The organism is candidate division WOR-3 bacterium (genome assembly GCA_029858255.1).
Lineage (GTDB): Bacteria > Hydrothermota > Tepidihabitantia > SM23-42 > SM23-42 > SM23-42.
In genome coordinates this window covers 16,102-31,546 of the sequence record JAOUFJ010000014.1, presented here as the reverse complement: position 1 = coordinate 31,546, position 15,445 = coordinate 16,102, and the positions used below count along the sequence as shown (strand labels likewise).

Annotated in this window: 15 protein-coding genes; 9 read left to right on the top strand and 6 right to left on the bottom strand. The window is 48.3% G+C overall.

The genetic code is table 11. From position 1 onward, the window contains the following. Positions 1–11 precede the first annotated feature (11 nt). The 6 genes from rpsT to deoC all read right to left on the bottom strand — a co-directional run bounded on the left by rpsT (position 12) and on the right by deoC (position 6,708). Positions 12–266 (bottom strand): 30S ribosomal protein S20, encoded by a 255-nt coding sequence (rpsT, locus tag OEV79_07410; GenBank protein MDH4211261.1) that lies wholly within the window; start codon positions 264–266, stop codon positions 12–14. A 106-nt stretch (positions 267–372) separates the two neighbouring features. After that, positions 373–1,956: a sigma-70 family RNA polymerase sigma factor gene (locus OEV79_07405; protein MDH4211260.1), complete on the bottom strand. Its 1,584-nt coding sequence runs from the start codon at positions 1,954–1,956 to the stop codon at positions 373–375. A gap of 58 nt (positions 1,957–2,014) precedes the next feature. Further along, positions 2,015–3,700, bottom strand: a complete 1,686-nt coding sequence (gene dnaG, locus OEV79_07400) for a DNA primase (GenBank protein MDH4211259.1) — start codon at positions 3,698–3,700, stop codon at positions 2,015–2,017. Beyond that, positions 3,697–5,688 carry a hypothetical protein gene (locus tag OEV79_07395; GenBank protein MDH4211258.1) on the bottom strand — a complete coding sequence of 664 codons (1,992 nt, stop codon included), beginning with the start codon at positions 5,686–5,688 and terminating at the stop codon, positions 3,697–3,699. Before OEV79_07395 ends, dnaG begins: the two co-directional genes overlap by 4 nt. After that, a complete protein-coding gene (gene rpsU, locus OEV79_07390) occupies positions 5,661–5,855 on the bottom strand; it encodes a 30S ribosomal protein S21 (protein ID MDH4211257.1) in 195 nt (64 codons plus the stop codon). The genes OEV79_07395 and rpsU overlap by 28 nt, the downstream gene beginning before the upstream one ends. Before the next feature lie 184 nt (positions 5,856–6,039). Beyond that, a complete protein-coding gene (gene deoC / locus OEV79_07385; GenBank protein MDH4211256.1) occupies positions 6,040–6,708 on the bottom strand; it encodes a deoxyribose-phosphate aldolase in 669 nt (222 codons plus the stop codon). A 117-nt stretch (positions 6,709–6,825) separates the two neighbouring features. Here deoC and OEV79_07380 point away from each other — a divergent pair, with 117 nt between their 5' ends. From OEV79_07380 to ribF, 9 genes are read left to right on the top strand one after another with little or no spacing between them, the layout of a single operon-like run. After that, complete coding sequence (locus tag OEV79_07380) at positions 6,826–8,544, top strand: proline--tRNA ligase (GenBank protein MDH4211255.1); 1,719 nt, start codon at positions 6,826–6,828, stop codon at positions 8,542–8,544. Continuing rightward, positions 8,537–8,977 carry a ribosome maturation factor RimP gene (locus OEV79_07375; GenBank protein ID MDH4211254.1) on the top strand — a complete coding sequence of 147 codons (441 nt, stop codon included), beginning with the start codon at positions 8,537–8,539 and terminating at the stop codon, positions 8,975–8,977. The genes OEV79_07380 and OEV79_07375 overlap by 8 nt, the downstream gene beginning before the upstream one ends. A gap of 4 nt (positions 8,978–8,981) precedes the next feature. Then, positions 8,982–10,262: a transcription termination factor NusA gene (gene nusA / locus OEV79_07370; GenBank protein ID MDH4211253.1), complete on the top strand. Its 1,281-nt coding sequence runs from the start codon at positions 8,982–8,984 to the stop codon at positions 10,260–10,262. Continuing rightward, complete coding sequence (infB, locus tag OEV79_07365; GenBank protein ID MDH4211252.1) at positions 10,240–12,327, top strand: translation initiation factor IF-2; 2,088 nt, start codon at positions 10,240–10,242, stop codon at positions 12,325–12,327. The genes nusA and infB overlap by 23 nt, the downstream gene beginning before the upstream one ends. Continuing rightward, positions 12,317–12,610 carry a DUF503 domain-containing protein gene (locus tag OEV79_07360; protein ID MDH4211251.1) on the top strand — a complete coding sequence of 98 codons (294 nt, stop codon included), beginning with the start codon at positions 12,317–12,319 and terminating at the stop codon, positions 12,608–12,610. Before infB ends, OEV79_07360 begins: the two co-directional genes overlap by 11 nt. Further along, a complete protein-coding gene (gene rbfA / locus OEV79_07355) occupies positions 12,610–12,948 on the top strand; it encodes a 30S ribosome-binding factor RbfA (GenBank protein ID MDH4211250.1) in 339 nt (112 codons plus the stop codon). Before OEV79_07360 ends, rbfA begins: the two co-directional genes overlap by 1 nt. Then, positions 12,905–13,861, top strand: coding sequence for a bifunctional oligoribonuclease/PAP phosphatase NrnA (locus tag OEV79_07350; GenBank protein ID MDH4211249.1), 957 nt, complete (start codon positions 12,905–12,907; stop codon positions 13,859–13,861). Before rbfA ends, OEV79_07350 begins: the two co-directional genes overlap by 44 nt. Positions 13,862–13,869: 8 nt before the next feature. Continuing rightward, complete coding sequence (gene truB, locus OEV79_07345) at positions 13,870–14,541, top strand: tRNA pseudouridine(55) synthase TruB (GenBank protein MDH4211248.1); 672 nt, start codon at positions 13,870–13,872, stop codon at positions 14,539–14,541. Continuing rightward, positions 14,535–15,413: a riboflavin biosynthesis protein RibF gene (gene ribF, locus OEV79_07340; protein ID MDH4211247.1), complete on the top strand. Its 879-nt coding sequence runs from the start codon at positions 14,535–14,537 to the stop codon at positions 15,411–15,413. The genes truB and ribF overlap by 7 nt, the downstream gene beginning before the upstream one ends. The last annotated feature ends 32 nt before the right edge of the window (positions 15,414–15,445 follow it).

Below are 15,445 nucleotides of genomic sequence, written 5' to 3'. Positions count from 1 at the left end.
GACCCCTGAGGTTATTTAAGGGTGCTTATATGTTTCATCAACTGCGCCTTATGTCGCGCAGCCGTATTCTTAGTAATGATCCTATCCTGAACTGACTTATCAATGATCGCCTGGACTCCAGGATAGGCCTTCATGGCGGATTTCTTTGTACTGACCTTTCTTATTTTCTTGAGAGCTTCTTTTAACTTCTTCTTCTTGTTACGGTTGACGACCCGCCTCTTAGTTGACTTACGGATGTTCTTTAGGACGCTTATTGACCTTTTCATGGAGCAATTATATACAGAATCACAACCATGTCAAGCGACTTTGATGCACATAGAAGAGTGCTCCGAAACACAATGCCAAAGCGAAAGGAAAAAAGCCTGTCCCCGATCAATTGATCAGGTCTTTATACATCTGAAGCTTGCGCAATCGTGTCGGGTGGCGCAGTTTCTTCAACGCTTTTGCTTCGATCTGCCTGACTCTCTCGCGTGTTATGTTGAACATCCTGCCTACCTCTTCAAGAGTCCTGGGCAAACCATCGTTGAGACCGAAACGCAGACGGATGATTTTCTCTTCCCTTTTTGGCAGATCCCTTAGTATATCATTAAAACGATCTTTGAGAATTGAAATCGCAGCACGCCGTGATGGCGAATCACCCATTGGATCACTGATGAAATCACCAACAAAACTTGACTCTTCGTCATCAATGGGCTTGTCAAGGGAAATCGGTATCAACGCGATGTTGTGTGCCATTCTCACCTTATCAGTTGGTATATCCAAACGGGCTGCAATCTCCTCAACGGTCGGATCCCTCCCCAGGTCCTGAATCATATCACGCTGTGCACGCGCGACCTTGTTCATCGTATCCAGAATATGAGCAGGTACCCTGACCGTTCGCGCCTGGTCACCTATCGCACGTGTTATTGCCTGGCGGATCCACCACGTGGCATACGTCGAGAATTTATATCCCTTACGGTAATCGAATTTCTCAACCGCCTTTATCAGACCGTTATTACCCTCGCCAACGAGATCGGCAAATTCCAATCCCCGGTTGACGTATTTCTTGGCGATCGATATGACCAGACGCATGTTACCTTCGATCATACGTTGGCGTGCACGATTTATCAAATCTTCCCATGCCTGGACGATCCGCGAAGTCTCATAAAGATGATCATGATCACCACCCAGCGTCGCCGTGAGCAGCTTCTTGTCCTTCTTAAACTGTTTTATCTCATCCGGATTTCGTAGCCTGGGCAGGGTGCGGACCACTTTTCCCAGACGCTCAATATTCTCCTTGAATTCCAGGATCGCAGCATTGACCACGGCATGTTGTAGTGAAAGAACATTGACCTTGCGCAATATTCTTTCTTCCTTCTCGAAAATCCGCCACCCCAGGGTCTTGGATTTGTCGCGCTTTGTCTTTCTATAGAGTTGAAGCAGTGAGTTATAATCTCGCTCAATCGATTTTACCCGTCGCACAAATCGTTGCCGCTCGGCCCAGAAAGCACGTTTGTCCATCATGGCTTCAATTTCGACCCTGGAGATCTGATCAAGGCTACGATGGCAATTCTCGACCTGCTTGCACACTTCGATCAATTTGTTGATTGTGCACGGGTAAGGCAAGAATTGCCGTTCGATCATGCGATAACCCGTTTCGATCTTCACCGCGAGCTCGTATTCCTCCTCCTTGGTCAGAAGATCATACTTGGCAAGTTCTTTGAAATATGCGCGAATCGGCTCTTCCGGTCTTAGCGTGGTCTTCGGGCGTCGACGTCCAACATGCTCCTTTCCTTCCTGCACAATAGTAATGCCGTAATTTGACAGCGTATCAAGGATCTGGTCGATATCTTTGGCCGTCGCGCCTTCTGGAATGAGTTTATCGACCTCATTGAGCGAAATGCTCCCTTCAGATTTTGCCTTTTCAATTATTTTCGTAGAATCCTTCGTCTTCAAAAGCTCTTTTTTGACTTTCATAATCTCCCTTTCTGAACACTATTTTGACCAATCATAACAAAATATGTTTACCGACACCTCACTGCTCGCCGTCAGCGGTTTCTTCAGCATTGATATTCAACAATTCTCTCTTCAATGCCAGAAGTTCCCTGTTATATTGTTCCCCCGCCGCTTCATCGCCGCGCTTGTAGGCTTCGTTCTGTTTCACGATAAGCCTCTTTTCCATGATCTGACCTTTGTACCTCTTTATTGCTCCCAGTATACTTTCCCTGGATACTGGTTCGCCCCGCATTATCCCGGCCAGCAGTTTTTCTCTCAGAGTCTCATCAACGATTTCTGACAAATCAGTGATGTCAAAATTCTCATCTTTCAACAGTTTCTTGTACAACCTTTTAGTCCCATCTTCGACAAAATCATCTGGTTTCAAATATTTCTTAACCAACGCAAAATGCTCGTAACCGCTCAAAATCATCGCCAGGAGCTCTTCTTCTTGAGAAACCCTGGTAGTCTGGACCGGTCGCTTCGGTGCTTTGGGTTTGCCCTCAATCTCTTTCTGTATCGTCTCGACCGGGATATCAAAAACATGGGCGGCATATTTCAAATAGCGGTCGTACCGTATCGGGTCTTTGATTCGCCCGATGATCTGGATCAAATCCTTTATCAATCCGACCTCTTGCGCAACAGTATCGGTCTTCACGACACCTTTGTAAAAATGGAAGAAATCGACGGCGTTCCCGACCAATTCGCGCAGTGATTCGGCACCATTGACATTGATGTAGGTATCCGGGTCCGAGTCCTCGGGCAGGAGAACCACAAAAACATCGACCTGTGCGTCGATGAGTAGGCCGATAGCACGAAGGGCGGCTTTTATCCCTGATAGGTCGCCGTCAAAAAGTATTATCCCCTTGCGGGCGAAACGCGAAAGGAGCAGTGCTTGTTGTTCCGTCAGTGAAGTCCCCAGGGGTGCGCATATATTGTCAAACCCATGCTGATAAACACTGAGCAAATCGAAATAACCCTCGACGAGCATCACTTCACCCGTTGACCTTATCTGCTCCCTGGACTGAAAGAGGCCGTAAAGACCCTCACCCTTTTTGAATATCGGTGTTTCCGGAGAGTTCAGATACTTCGGCTGGATATGGTCGTCGATACCGCGTCCGCCAAAACCGATTATCCGTCCCGAGAGATTGAATATGGGAAAAATGAGGCGGTCTCGGAAATGCTCCCGATTCGTCGATATGAGCCCGGCCTGCTGGAGGCGTGCGCCAGAAAAACCTTTCTGTCTCATGAACGTTGTGAGGCCACCCGATGCCGGAGCATATCCGATACGGAAATCCTGGAGTTTGTCCAGCTGTATGTTCCTTCTGACCAAGTATTCCTGGCCTCGACGGCCAATGTCTCTCGATAAACACTGAACATAGAACTGGCAGGCCTGTTCATTCGCTTCGTATAGTTCCTTGTATCTCAGTCCCTTTGTAGTATCGATCTCGATACCCAAATTCGCAGCCAGCCGTTTAATTGCGTCGGGGAAATCGAGTTTTTCATATTCCATCAAGAAATTGATGGCGTTACCGCCCTTTTTGCAGCCGAAACAATAATAGATACCCTTTTCGGGATTTACGTAGAATGATGGATTCTTTTCGCTGTGAAACGGACAGAGACCGCGGTAATTCTTCCCCATTTTCTTCAATTGCACGTATCTGCCCACGACATCGACAATATCGGTCTGGCGCTTAATCTCTTCTATCTTCTCTTGTTCGATCAATTCCGCGCTTCTCCCTTTTCTCTCAGCGATTCAATGTCGGTTGGCTCTACCCAGTAATAAATATTCTCCAGACTTATCTTGTACTTGCCACCCCTTTCGGCAACAACCTGGCCGATCCTTTGGAGCTCCCTTATCCTCACCAATTCACCGACACCAGGGTGATACGGAGCAGCATGTCTTTCGTTATCTATCTTGTCGTTGAAGAAGTCACGCGTCTTCCGTATCATGTCCGGCTTTGGACCTTCCTTCCTCAGCGTTTTTATCAACCGTTCTATGTCTCTCTTTGCCTTCTTCAATTCATTCCGGTACTTTGTCCTCATCTCATCAGATTCCTGCTTTTTCTTGGCATTGAATGCAGAGAGCTTCGTCTCATAACTCACTACGAGGTCGGCCAATTTCTTACGCTCTTCCTCAACAATCTTGTGTTCTCTTGAAAGATCCTCAAAGAGTTTGTTCAAAGAGACTTTATCCTCATCAAGGTAAGACGATGCCCTATCCAAAACGACTTCCTTGATCCCGAGGGTACGCGCCAAGCGCAGTGCATTGCTAGGCTGGGGTACGCCAAGAATGAGCCGGTACGTTGGCCGGTCAGTATACTCCATCCCGGCATTGAGCATATCGGCTCGGTTGCTGACAAATATCTTAAGATTCTCATTATGCGTCGTGGCCAGAACCACGTTTTCTGCCTTGCTCAATTCATCAAGGACCGCAGAAGCCAATGCCGAGCCCTCTTCCACCGAGGTCTGGCTCATCAGTTCGTCGAGCAGCACCAGTGCATTGCCATTGCCTTCGAGTGCGGTCTTGATCTGTTTCAGATGTGCAGCAAAAGTGGACAGCTGTGATTCAATGCTCTGTTCATCACCAATATCGGCGTAGATCTCATCAAAGAAAGGCAGCGAACTACCCTCATCAGCAGCAATGAAAAGACCGCACTTTGCCATCAACGCGGCAAGACCAACTGTCTTGAGCACAACCGTCTTACCGCCTGCATTCGGGCCTGAAATGAGCAGCACGCGCTTGCCTGAATTCAACTGGAGATCGAGGGGTACCACCCGCTCGTTAATGCGCTTGAGCACCGGATGAAAAGCATTCAAAATGCGCAGCCGCTTGTCAAAAACAGGACGGTTGGCATGCAACTCTCTGGCAAACCGGACCTTGGCGAAAAGCAGGTCCAGGCTTACGACAGACTCAATATCATTTTCGATGGTACCTATGTTATCGCGTACCGAATCGGTAAGGTGTCGAAGGATCACCTCGATCTCAATGCGCTCTTCCTCGTCAAGTTCCATAAGAAGGGCTGCATCCTCAGCAACGGCCTCAGGCTCAATGAACACCGTCTCACCTGAGTTAGAAAAAGAATGGATTATTCCCCTGACCTGCTTTTTGAAATTGCATCTCACCGGGAGTACGAAATGGCCCGCCCGCTCCACGACCATGCTTTCAGTGAACATGTTTGGCTGGGCTCTGAGCATGCCGTTAAGAAACTCCCGCAACCGCTGGTTTACGCGTTTCTTACTGTTGCGGATTTGCGCGAGTTTGGGGCTCGCATCGTCCTTTATTGCCCCGGTGTCATCGATCCGTGCATCCAGTTCGCGCTGCAGGGTGCTATGGTCGTGCAGACCGGCAAAGAACTCCTGCAGCTGGCTGGACTTGAACTTCCTCTGCAAAGCATGAACAGAACTGAAAAATCTCCTCAAATGAAAAAAATCCTCAAGGGAGAGGAAAACCTCTGTTTTCACCCGGGTCTTTAACTCTCCAGGCTCAAACGGCACGGAAAAATCGGCCGATTCTCCTGTTCGCTCTATTTTCTGGACTTTCTCCAACTCGGATTCAACCGCCTCCCGCGTATTCAGAGGGCATAAATCTTGCGCCCTTCTCTTGCCTGGGTCGGTACAACAGAAATTGGAGAGTGATTTGAGGATCTTAGGCAGTTCTAAAACATCCTCGGCATGGGTTCGGCTTATATCTCCTCCCTTTGTCGCTTCCATTCCTTCTTACGCGCCGAAATAAGACGTCTCTTACGTTTTTCACTCGGTTTTTCGTACACTTCATGTCGCTTGACGTCCCTCAAGATACCGGCTCGCTCCACTGACTTACGGAAACGACGCAAGGCATTGTCAAAAGATTCACCATCGTAAACTGTGACTTTTGTCATTAAATTGGCACCTCCTTTCAGGGTATTCGTTGTGTGTCACCTAATTATATTGAAAAATCGTGATTTGTCAAGGGGTCATTTGGAAAAGTTCCGATATTTCAGGATTTATTTCTTAAACGAGCCAGAGAGAATTTTCTTTAATGCATTTGATAAAATCTCTAAATATCGTGTGTATTAGCTTAAATCACCGGTCCAGGTCTGCTGCCTGAATCGCTCCCTGAACGATCGCCACACCGCTTGATGTGCCAAGACGACTGGCTCCGGCTGCAATGAAGGTCCGGGCCTGTTCAAAGGTCCGGATGCCACCCGATGCCTTCACGCCAAAATCAGGACCGACAACCGAACGTAATAACTCAACGTCCTCGACTTCAGCGCCCCCACGAGAATAGCCGGTCGATGTCTTGACAAAATGCGCCCCGCTTTCCCTGATGAGGTTCGCCGCCGCTATTTTTTCATCCCTGGTCAGCAAACACGTTTCGATGATCACCTTGAGGATCCTGCCCGAACAGGCATCATTGACCATCTTTATCTCTTTTCCGGCATACTTGAAATCTTTCTCCTTGAACCTGCCGATATTCATGACCATATCAATCTCATCACATCCCATTCTGACCAGGTCCTCGGCCGCATACACTTTGGCCCGAGTGGTCGAGGCGCCAAAAGGAAACCCGACGACACTGCAGACCTTGATGCCCTCAGGAAGGTTGTTGACAACGCTCGGAACCCAACAGGGATTGACGACCGCGGCATAGAAACCGTATTCTGCAAAGTCTTTCAGAAACATCCTGATATCTTCACTCGTCGCATCCGGTCTCAGGATCGTCTGGTCAATAATCTTGTTTATTTTATCCATTGGTCAATATAACGGCTATGATTTGATAAGTCAAGACCCTGCGCCGTCGCCTCCATGAGGATCAGCCAAAACCTACTGGTATTGACATATCTCTTAATATATAGTATACTACAAGTTATGAAATTTGACAAATCGCTAATAGCTACCTTGCGTGAAGATCCTAAAGAGGCTGAATCAAAAAGCCACCGCATCCTGCTTCGCGGTGGTTTCATCAGACAGCTCGCGTCAGGTATTCACACTTATTTACCACTAGGCTGGCGTATTCTCCTGAAGATCAGCAACATCATCAGGGAGGAGATGGACAGGATCAACGGCCAGGAACTGCTGATGCCCGCAATTTCCCCCAAGGAACTGTGGGAAGAATCCGGTCGCTGGCAAGAATACGGAGATGACATGTTTCGGCTGAAAGACCGTAAGGACCGCGAATATTGCCTCTGCCCTACGCACGAGGAAATTGTTGCCGACACCGCGCGTAACAAGATCCGTTCCTACAGGGATCTGCCGCAGATCTGGTACCAGATACAGACAAAATTTCGAGACGAACCCAGACCACGCTCTGGAGTGCTCAGGTCCAGGCAGTTCATCATGAAAGATTCATATAGCCTCGACTACGACGAGGCAGGATTGGACCAGAGTTTCGACCTGCACAAGCAGGCTTACGGAAAGATCTTCAAAAGGTGTGGTCTGGATTTTGTAGTCGTCGACGCATCCGGCGGGTTAATGGGTACAGGAGAATCGAAGGAATTCATGGCAATCGTTTCCGGCGGCGAAGATCAACTGGCAATTTGTCAGCAATGTGATTACCGCGCGAACATTCAGGTCGCCGACGGAGACGGGGAACATATGTCTTTCCAGGATACACCGATAGAACAGATCCCCACCCCTGAAAAACGCACCGTCGAGGAAGTGACTCAATTCCTCAATGTCGCCCCGCAGAATCTCGTAAAAAGCATCTTCTTCACGGCGACCGGAAAGGACCCAGTACTAGTACTGATCCGAGGTGATTACGAGATCAGTGAAGATAAGATCAAGCGCCAGCTCGGACATAGCTACGAACCGGCAAGCGCCGAAGAGATACAATCAACATTCGGGGCCCAACCAGGATATATTGGACCAGCAGGCATGGATAACCTGACGGTATATGCGGATGATCTGTTACGTGATGCACAAGGCATGATAACCGGCGCAAACCGCGATGGCTATCATGTCAAGGGGTTGAATTTGAGCCGCGATGTGAAGGTTGGCAAGTACGACAATTTCAGGAAAGTAAAATCTGGTGATCGATGTCCGAAGTGCGGTGGAGAGATGCATATCGAAAGCGCGCTGGAACTTGGTCATATCTTCAAGCTCGGCACCAAGTATTCAATCAGTCTCGGGGCAAATTTCCTGGATGAACAAGGCAACTCAAAACCTATAATAATGGGCAGCTACGGCATCGGGCTCGAACGTATAATGGCCTGTGCCTGCGAGCAAAAAAGTGATGACCGCGGTGCCGTCTGGCCTATTTCGATCGCACCCTTTGAAATACACCTGACGATCCTGAATCCGCATGAAGAGATCGTCATGAGGACGAGCGATGAAGTGATCCAGTTGTTGACTAAGGCGGGATTCTCGGTTATTATAGACGACCGGGACATATCGGCCGGAATCAAGTTCAACGATGCAGATCTAATTGGCATCCCGATACGTATTACAATTGGCCCAAGGGGCATCAAGAATAATCGGCTCGATATCTACATAAGAGAAACTGGTGAAGTATTCACGGCGAGCCAGTCCGAAATGGTGACGAAATGCGCCGAGATAAAAGAACTTCTTTATCGGAGAATTAATGGATAGGAATTTGGACTTGAATCAGATCGCGCGGACCATTGACGAGATAACCAAAAATATGGGTTTGAGGTTCTATGACTTTGATTACAATGATGTATCACGAACATTACGGGTTTACATTGATAAGGAGAAAGGAAGCGTTACGATCGGAGACTGTCAGAAGACGAGCAACATCATATCACGCGAACTCGATGAAAGGGATCTGATGAATTTTCCTTATACACTTGAGGTATCATCACCTGGCGTCGAACGCGTTCTCAAGAAACCCGAGCACTACGCCTGGGCTGTCGGTAACGTTGTGGAAATCGACACGGGAAATGAAAAAATCAGGGGATATTTGAGAGGCACAAAGAAAAACGGAGTCATTGTGGCATCAGGAAAAGATGAACGTACTATACCCTATGCTTCAATCAAGCGAGCCAATGTGGTCGAGGAGTGAATATATGACAAATGATGCTAAAATGATAATCGAGAACATGAAAGCCGTAGCCCGCGCTCGGGGGGTAAAATTCGACTATGTAATGCAGTCACTGGCCGAAGCAATTTCTACTGGGGTGAAGAGAAAATTCGGGAAGAATACGGAATCCGAAGTCACGGTTAACAAGTCGACCGGTGACATAAAGATCTTCGTAACAAAGAAGGTTGTCGAGGAAGTTACCGACGCCGAGACGGAAATTTCTTTGGAGGAGGCGAGGCAAGTAAAAGAAAGCTACAAGGTTGGTGATGTCTTCCGCACCCCGCTTTCCATTGGAGATCTGGGTAGGACTGCCATTGAAATGGTCAAGCAGACGTTGACTCAAAAAGTCAGCGAGGCAGAACGGAACCGAATCCTCGTCGAGTACGAGAAAAAAATCGGCGAGATCGTTAAGGGCATAGTGAAGGTGGTAAGCCGCAACGAAATACTCGTTGACCTTGGTCCCGTGGAAGCGGTAATACCCGGCTACGGAATGATGAGAGCAGAGCATTACCGGCTGGACTCACCAATTCGCGCAGTGGTCCATCGTGTTGACCGGGCACAATGGGGGCCTAAGATCATTCTTTCAAGAACCGATCCCAAGTTTCTCGAACGCCTGCTTTTCTACGAAATCCCAGAAATCAAAGATGGCATCATTCAGGTTGCGAAAATCGTACGCGAACCAGGTGTGCGCGCAAAGCTTGCAGTTCAGACACTTGATCCAAAGGTTGACCCGATCGGCGCCTGTGTCGGATATCGTGGCAGCCGCATTCAATCGGTGGTCAAAGAGCTTTCTGGAGAACGCATCGATGTCATTCAGTGGAGCAAGGAACCAACAATACAGGTTTCGCGCAGCCTTTCGCCGGCCAAAGTGAAAGAGGTAATCTCCCTTGCCGAAGGACATGTGCTGGCGATCGTGCCAGACGATGACTACTCGAAAGCAATCGGCAAGAACGGCGTGAACGTTGACCTGGCGTCGAGATTATGCGAAGTGGATATCGAAATAAAGAAAGTATCCGAATACGAAAAGGAGATGAAGGAGAAGGAACTCGCCGATATGAAAATCGAAGACGTCGAACAGTTGAAGAAGAGCCTTAAGAAAGCGCTCATCGAGAAAGGATATACGAACATACTCGCGGTCATCAACGCACCGGTCGATGAACTGAAATTTCTCCTCTCACTGGAAGATGATGCGGTGCAGGAATTGCTGGAAACCCTGAGACCCAAGGACGAAAAGGAGCCAGAAGATGCCGGCCAACAAGGTTCATAGCGTCGCGAAGAGTCTGGGATTATCAAGCGCGGCTCTAATAAAAATGCTTGAAGAGATCGGGATCAAGGCCAAGGGGCACATGTCTGCTCTCACCGACGAAGAGATAAAGAAGATCAAGACGAAGATATCGGAGGAGAAAAAACGCGTCAGGAAGGAATTCACCCGACGCTGGTCAAAACCAAGGGCAAAAGAGAAAAAGAAGAAGATCAACAAAGAAGAGATCAAAGAAAAAGTGAAATCAACGCTTGCCAAGCTCGAGAAGCGTGAAACAAAGAAACACTACAAACGGGAAATCCCGCAAAAAATCGAAGCCACACCTGAAGAGAAAGTCGTTGAGGTTACGGATTTCATGACCGTTGCCGAGCTGGCCCAGGCGCTGGGCAAACCGGTCAGCGAAGTGATCAAGAAATGCATGGACCTCGGGCTAATGGTCAGTGTAAATCAGCGTCTCGACATCGATTCGATCTCCATCATTTGCGACGAATTGAGCTGCAAAGTCAAAACGGTATCGATCGAAGAACAGGTGAAGACTGAAGAAAAAACCGAATCGACCGAGCGGCCGCCAGTTGTCACCGTCATGGGCCATGTTGATCATGGCAAGACCACGTTGCTTGATGCGATCACAAAACTTAAAGTCGCAGAGAAAGAATACGGCAAGATTACGCAGAAGATGGCTGCCTATCAAGTCGCTTACCACGATAAGATCATCACGTTCCTTGATACACCCGGTCACGAAGCATTCACGGCAATGAGGGCAAGGGGCGCTCAGGTAACAGACATCGTCATCCTGGTCGTTGCCGCCGATGATGGGGTCATGCCGCAAACCGTAGAGGCCATTGATCATGCGCGGGCGGCCGGTGTTCCGATAATAGTTTGCATCAACAAGATCGATCTGCCGAATTCGAATATCAATCTCGTCAAGACACAACTCGCAAAAGCAAACGTGGTTATCGAAGATTTCGGCGGCAAATCAATCTGTGTCGAGGTTTCGGCGCTCAAAGGCAAAGGCATACCCGATGTGCTCGACGCGATCTTGGTCAAATCGGAAGAATTGAACTTGAAAGCACCTGTGAACAAAAGCGCAAAGGGAGTAGTCCTTGAAGCACGCCTGGACCGCGGTAAAGGTAATGTATCAACCATCCTGGTTCAGGAGGGTACTCTGCGTAAGAGCAATCCCTTTGTGTGCGGACCTCATTTCGGAAGGGTCAGGGAACTGTTCGATGAGAAATATGACAAAGTGAGTGAAGCAGGACCATCTGCACCGGTTCTCGTCCTAGGTTTCAGTGGGCTGCCGCAAGCAGGTGAAATATTCCTTGCCGTGGACAATGAACACCGGGCGCGTGAACTCGCGGCGCAGCGTGAATTGAGGGATCGCAGCCGGCGGCTGGCACCTAAATCAAAACTCACGTTGCTCAACCTCCAAGAAAAAATCCAGGCAGGGGAAACTAAGGAACTCAAGATTCTGCTCAAAGCTGACACAGCAGGCTCTGCCGAAGCGCTCGACGAGAAACTCCAGGAACTGACTACTGACGAGGCATCGGTGAGAGTTGTGCACAAAGGCGTAGGTAAGATAAACGTCTCAGATATCTTGCTCGCCGAGGTGACCGGCGCAATATGCGTCGGTTTTCATGTCGGTCCCGACACAAACGCACTAGAAAGCGCCGAACGTGAAGGTGTCGAAATCAGGACTTACCGATTGATATACGAAGCGATCGACGATTTGAGAGCCGCGATGCTCGGAATGCTGGAACCAAAATTACAGGAGATCCTCATCGGTGAAGCTGAGGTGCGCGAAGTATTCAACATCCCGCGCGCTGGTGTCATCGCCGGCTGTTACGTTAAAGACGGTAAGGTCTTAAGGAATTGTATCGCCCACCTGATGCGCGAGAAAAAAGAAATAGCCACCGCCAAGGTAGTTTCCTTGAAAAGATTCAAAGAAGACGCTAAAGAAGTGACCGCTGGCTATGAATGTGGCATTGGTCTTGAAGATATATCCGATATCCAGAAAGATGATGTGATGCAATTCTATAAAATCGAAGAACAAACCAGCAAGGATGTCAGATAGATTTTTCGTCGGTCGTTGTGACCTGGACCTGCACATCGATAACTGCCATTCACTGAAGGAAAAGAGACGGATTGTCGCCAGCCTGAAAGAAAAATTGAAGAATCGATATAACGTGGCAATTTGCGAATTCGGAGACCTGTCATTATGGCAGCGTACTCAGCTGGGACTGGTAACCTGCGGTAACAGCAGACAACACGTTGATTCGTCGCTGAGAACGGCGCTGGATTATATAGATAGATTCCACGATGTATCCCTGTTGAATTACGACATTGAAATAACCTAATGAGAAAAGATAGAATCGCTTCCGTTTTGATCCGCGCGGTATCCGAAATAATCGAACACAAGATCAAAGACCCCAGACTGGGGCTGGTAACGATCACCACGGTGGATGTCAGCAGTGACCTGAAGAAGGCAATCGTATATTTCTCAAGTCTGAATGACAAAAATGAGGGGCTGGCCACTCTCAACCGTGCAAAAGGCTACATACGCACAGAATTAGCTAACCGAGTAAGAATGAGACATATACCCGATATTGAATTCAAGATTGATAACAGTTATGAATACGGGAAGAAAATTGATGCACTCATTAACCAAATTAGTAAGGATAATAAAGACCAGTAACCGAATCGTAATCGCCACACACCGAGATCCGGATGGCGACGGTATCGCCGCTGCCCTAGCGGCAGCATATCTCGTCAAGCACTATCACAGGAAAAAGCCTGTTCTCTTCTGCCACTCGCGCATCCCGGTCAAATATCAATTCCTTTTAGGTAATTGGCAGTTCACGCGCAAGGTTCCTGATTTCGATCTGTTGATTGCGGTCGATTCGGCAGGGATTTCAAGAATTTTTCCGGAAGTCACTGACCAGCAACTGCGCGATAAAACCATCATCAATATAGATCATCATCGGAGTAACAATTCCTTCGGAGCATTGCGGATCATCGATGAAACCGCTTCGTCTGCATGTGAGATCATCTATTTCATCTTCAAACGTCTCAAGATAAAGACCAATAAACATCTTGCCGATATTTTCTACTGCGGTATATACAACGAAACTGGCGGTTTCGTGTACGCTAACACGACAAGGGAATCATTGCAGATCGCCAGCGAACTGGTCGGGTTCGGTGTACGACCTGACCTCCTGGTTAAGAAATTGAATGCGAAGACACTCAGTGGCACAGCCCTGCTGACGAAAGTCTTGAGCACGATCGAAGTCAAGGACGGCGTGGCCATGATGTATCTTTTCCAGGACATGCTCGAAAGAAGCAGTGCCGAGATGTCTGACTCGGAAAATTTCATCTCTTTTCTCGAGGCCATAAAGGGAGTCAGGGTTTCGATGTTCCTGCGCGAAGAAAAAGGTGGCACGAGAATAAGTCTTCGGAGCGACGGTGTCATCGACGTCGATCAGCTTGCCCGTCGATATGGAGGTGGCGGGCATCGCCTCGCTGCCGGACTTCGGCTGCAAAAAACAATCCCCGAGGCAAAAAAAGAAATACTCACCGCTATACTACGCGAGATCAAGGAAAAATCCTGATCACAATAATGGCGACAGTTGATGATGATCGAAACTCATTTCTCCTGGTTGACAAGCCAGTTGGTTTCAGTTCCTTCCAGGTCGTGCGAATGCTGCAGAAAAAAATTAATAAAGTTGGGCATGCGGGAACCCTGGATCCTTTCGCAAGTGGTTTATTGATACTTCTGTTCAATCGCGCGACCAAGCAATTCGATGCGATCCAGAAACTGGATAAAGAATATACCGGTGAGATGCTCCTGGGCATCACTGCTGACACCTATGACATCACGGGGTCGCTAGATGAATCCACAATAAATGCACCGATCGACTTAGATCTAAAGGCATTGAACCGGGTTGCCCAGCAGTTTGTCGGTGAAGTACAGCAAATACCGCCCCGCTTCTCTGCACTCAAGCGTGGTGGACGAAGACTCTATGAGATTAGCCGGCAGAATGAATTCGTGCCTATGAAACCCCGCGGGGTATTCATCAAATCATTTGACATCGAAATCGCTGACCCGCCCATCCTGACATTCAAAGCAGTTGTCGGCAAAGGTGTCTATATCCGATCTCTCGTGCATGACTTTGGAGAAGCAATCGGTTATGGAGCGTGTTTGCTTACTCTGAGGAGAACGAGGATAGGCAAGCACAAAGTATCGCAGGCGTGCAGTTTGGGAATGATCGCACGAGACATGGCATGTTAGTATTAACCGATAGTACCGACCCGATCACCGAGCACTCGGTTTGTGGTATCGGGAGTTTTGATGGCATTCATCGTGGACATCAGGCAATCGTCCACCGGTTGAAGCAGTTAACTGGCAAAGACCAAAGAGTGGGCATAATCACCTTCGCACCCTTGCCATTCTTCATCCTGAAAAAAACGCCGATATGTTGTTTGACCCCGCGCGGAGAGAAAGAAGAGATCTTCGAACAACTCGGCATAGATTTCATCTATTACTTCACGTTCTCCGATGTCTTTTCACGATACAGCCCGGAGAGATTTGTCCAGTTAATTGCCCTCCAAATAAGGCCTTCCGTCATAGTCGTCGGCGAGAACTTTCATTTCGGCAACATGCGAAAGGGCAATGCAGATATTCTGACAAACCTTGCCCGTGGTCTATTCAAGGTCGAGGTCATGGCAAAAGTAGGCGATGAAGGAGCAATATCGAGCACTCGGATACGTGAATTACTGTTATTGGGAAACATAAAGGCGGCCAATCGGCTGCTCGGGCGCCCGTATTCGGTATCAGGTACGGTGATCAAAGGAAAGGGCAAGGGCAAGAAACTTGGATTTCCCACAATCAACATCCAAACGCCGTCAAACAAGCTGATACCGCTCGATGGCGTATACATGGTAAAAATAAACGCTTCGGGCCATCAATACTCCGGTGCAATGTTTTGTCGCCACGATCTGCTGGAAGTGTATATCGTTGAATTCTCAGGTGATCTCTATGGGAAGACCGTGCGTATAGAGTTCAGGGAACGTATCCGCGGCATAGAGCATTTTGCCGATGATAGCAGCTTGAAGGCGGCAATTGCCGCAGATGTAGGCAAAATCACCAAACAACGGACATAGATCCCGTAAGATATCCAGGTCGGAAAATCAGA

Coding starts and splice junctions, on each gene's coding strand:
- rbfA (MDH4211250.1), top strand. CDS start 12,610: ATGAGAAAAGATAGAATCGCTTCCGTTTTGATCCGCGCGGTATCCGAA.
- infB (MDH4211252.1), top strand. CDS start 10,240: ATGCCGGCCAACAAGGTTCATAGCGTCGCGAAGAGTCTGGGATTATCA.
- OEV79_07405 (MDH4211260.1), bottom strand. CDS start 1,956: ATGAAAGTCAAAAAAGAGCTTTTGAAGACGAAGGATTCTACGAAAATA.
- rpsT (MDH4211261.1), bottom strand. CDS start 266: ATGAAAAGGTCAATAAGCGTCCTAAAGAACATCCGTAAGTCAACTAAG.
- OEV79_07360 (MDH4211251.1), top strand. CDS start 12,317: ATGTCAGATAGATTTTTCGTCGGTCGTTGTGACCTGGACCTGCACATC.
- OEV79_07395 (MDH4211258.1), bottom strand. CDS start 5,688: ATGGAAGCGACAAAGGGAGGAGATATAAGCCGAACCCATGCCGAGGAT.
- OEV79_07380 (MDH4211255.1), top strand. CDS start 6,826: ATGAAATTTGACAAATCGCTAATAGCTACCTTGCGTGAAGATCCTAAA.
- ribF (MDH4211247.1), top strand. CDS start 14,535: ATGTTAGTATTAACCGATAGTACCGACCCGATCACCGAGCACTCGGTT.
- OEV79_07350 (MDH4211249.1), top strand. CDS start 12,905: ATGCACTCATTAACCAAATTAGTAAGGATAATAAAGACCAGTAACCGA.
- truB (MDH4211248.1), top strand. CDS start 13,870: ATGGCGACAGTTGATGATGATCGAAACTCATTTCTCCTGGTTGACAAG.
- OEV79_07375 (MDH4211254.1), top strand. CDS start 8,537: ATGGATAGGAATTTGGACTTGAATCAGATCGCGCGGACCATTGACGAG.
- rpsU (MDH4211257.1), bottom strand. CDS start 5,855: ATGACAAAAGTCACAGTTTACGATGGTGAATCTTTTGACAATGCCTTG.
- deoC (MDH4211256.1), bottom strand. CDS start 6,708: ATGGATAAAATAAACAAGATTATTGACCAGACGATCCTGAGACCGGAT.
- nusA (MDH4211253.1), top strand. CDS start 8,982: ATGACAAATGATGCTAAAATGATAATCGAGAACATGAAAGCCGTAGCC.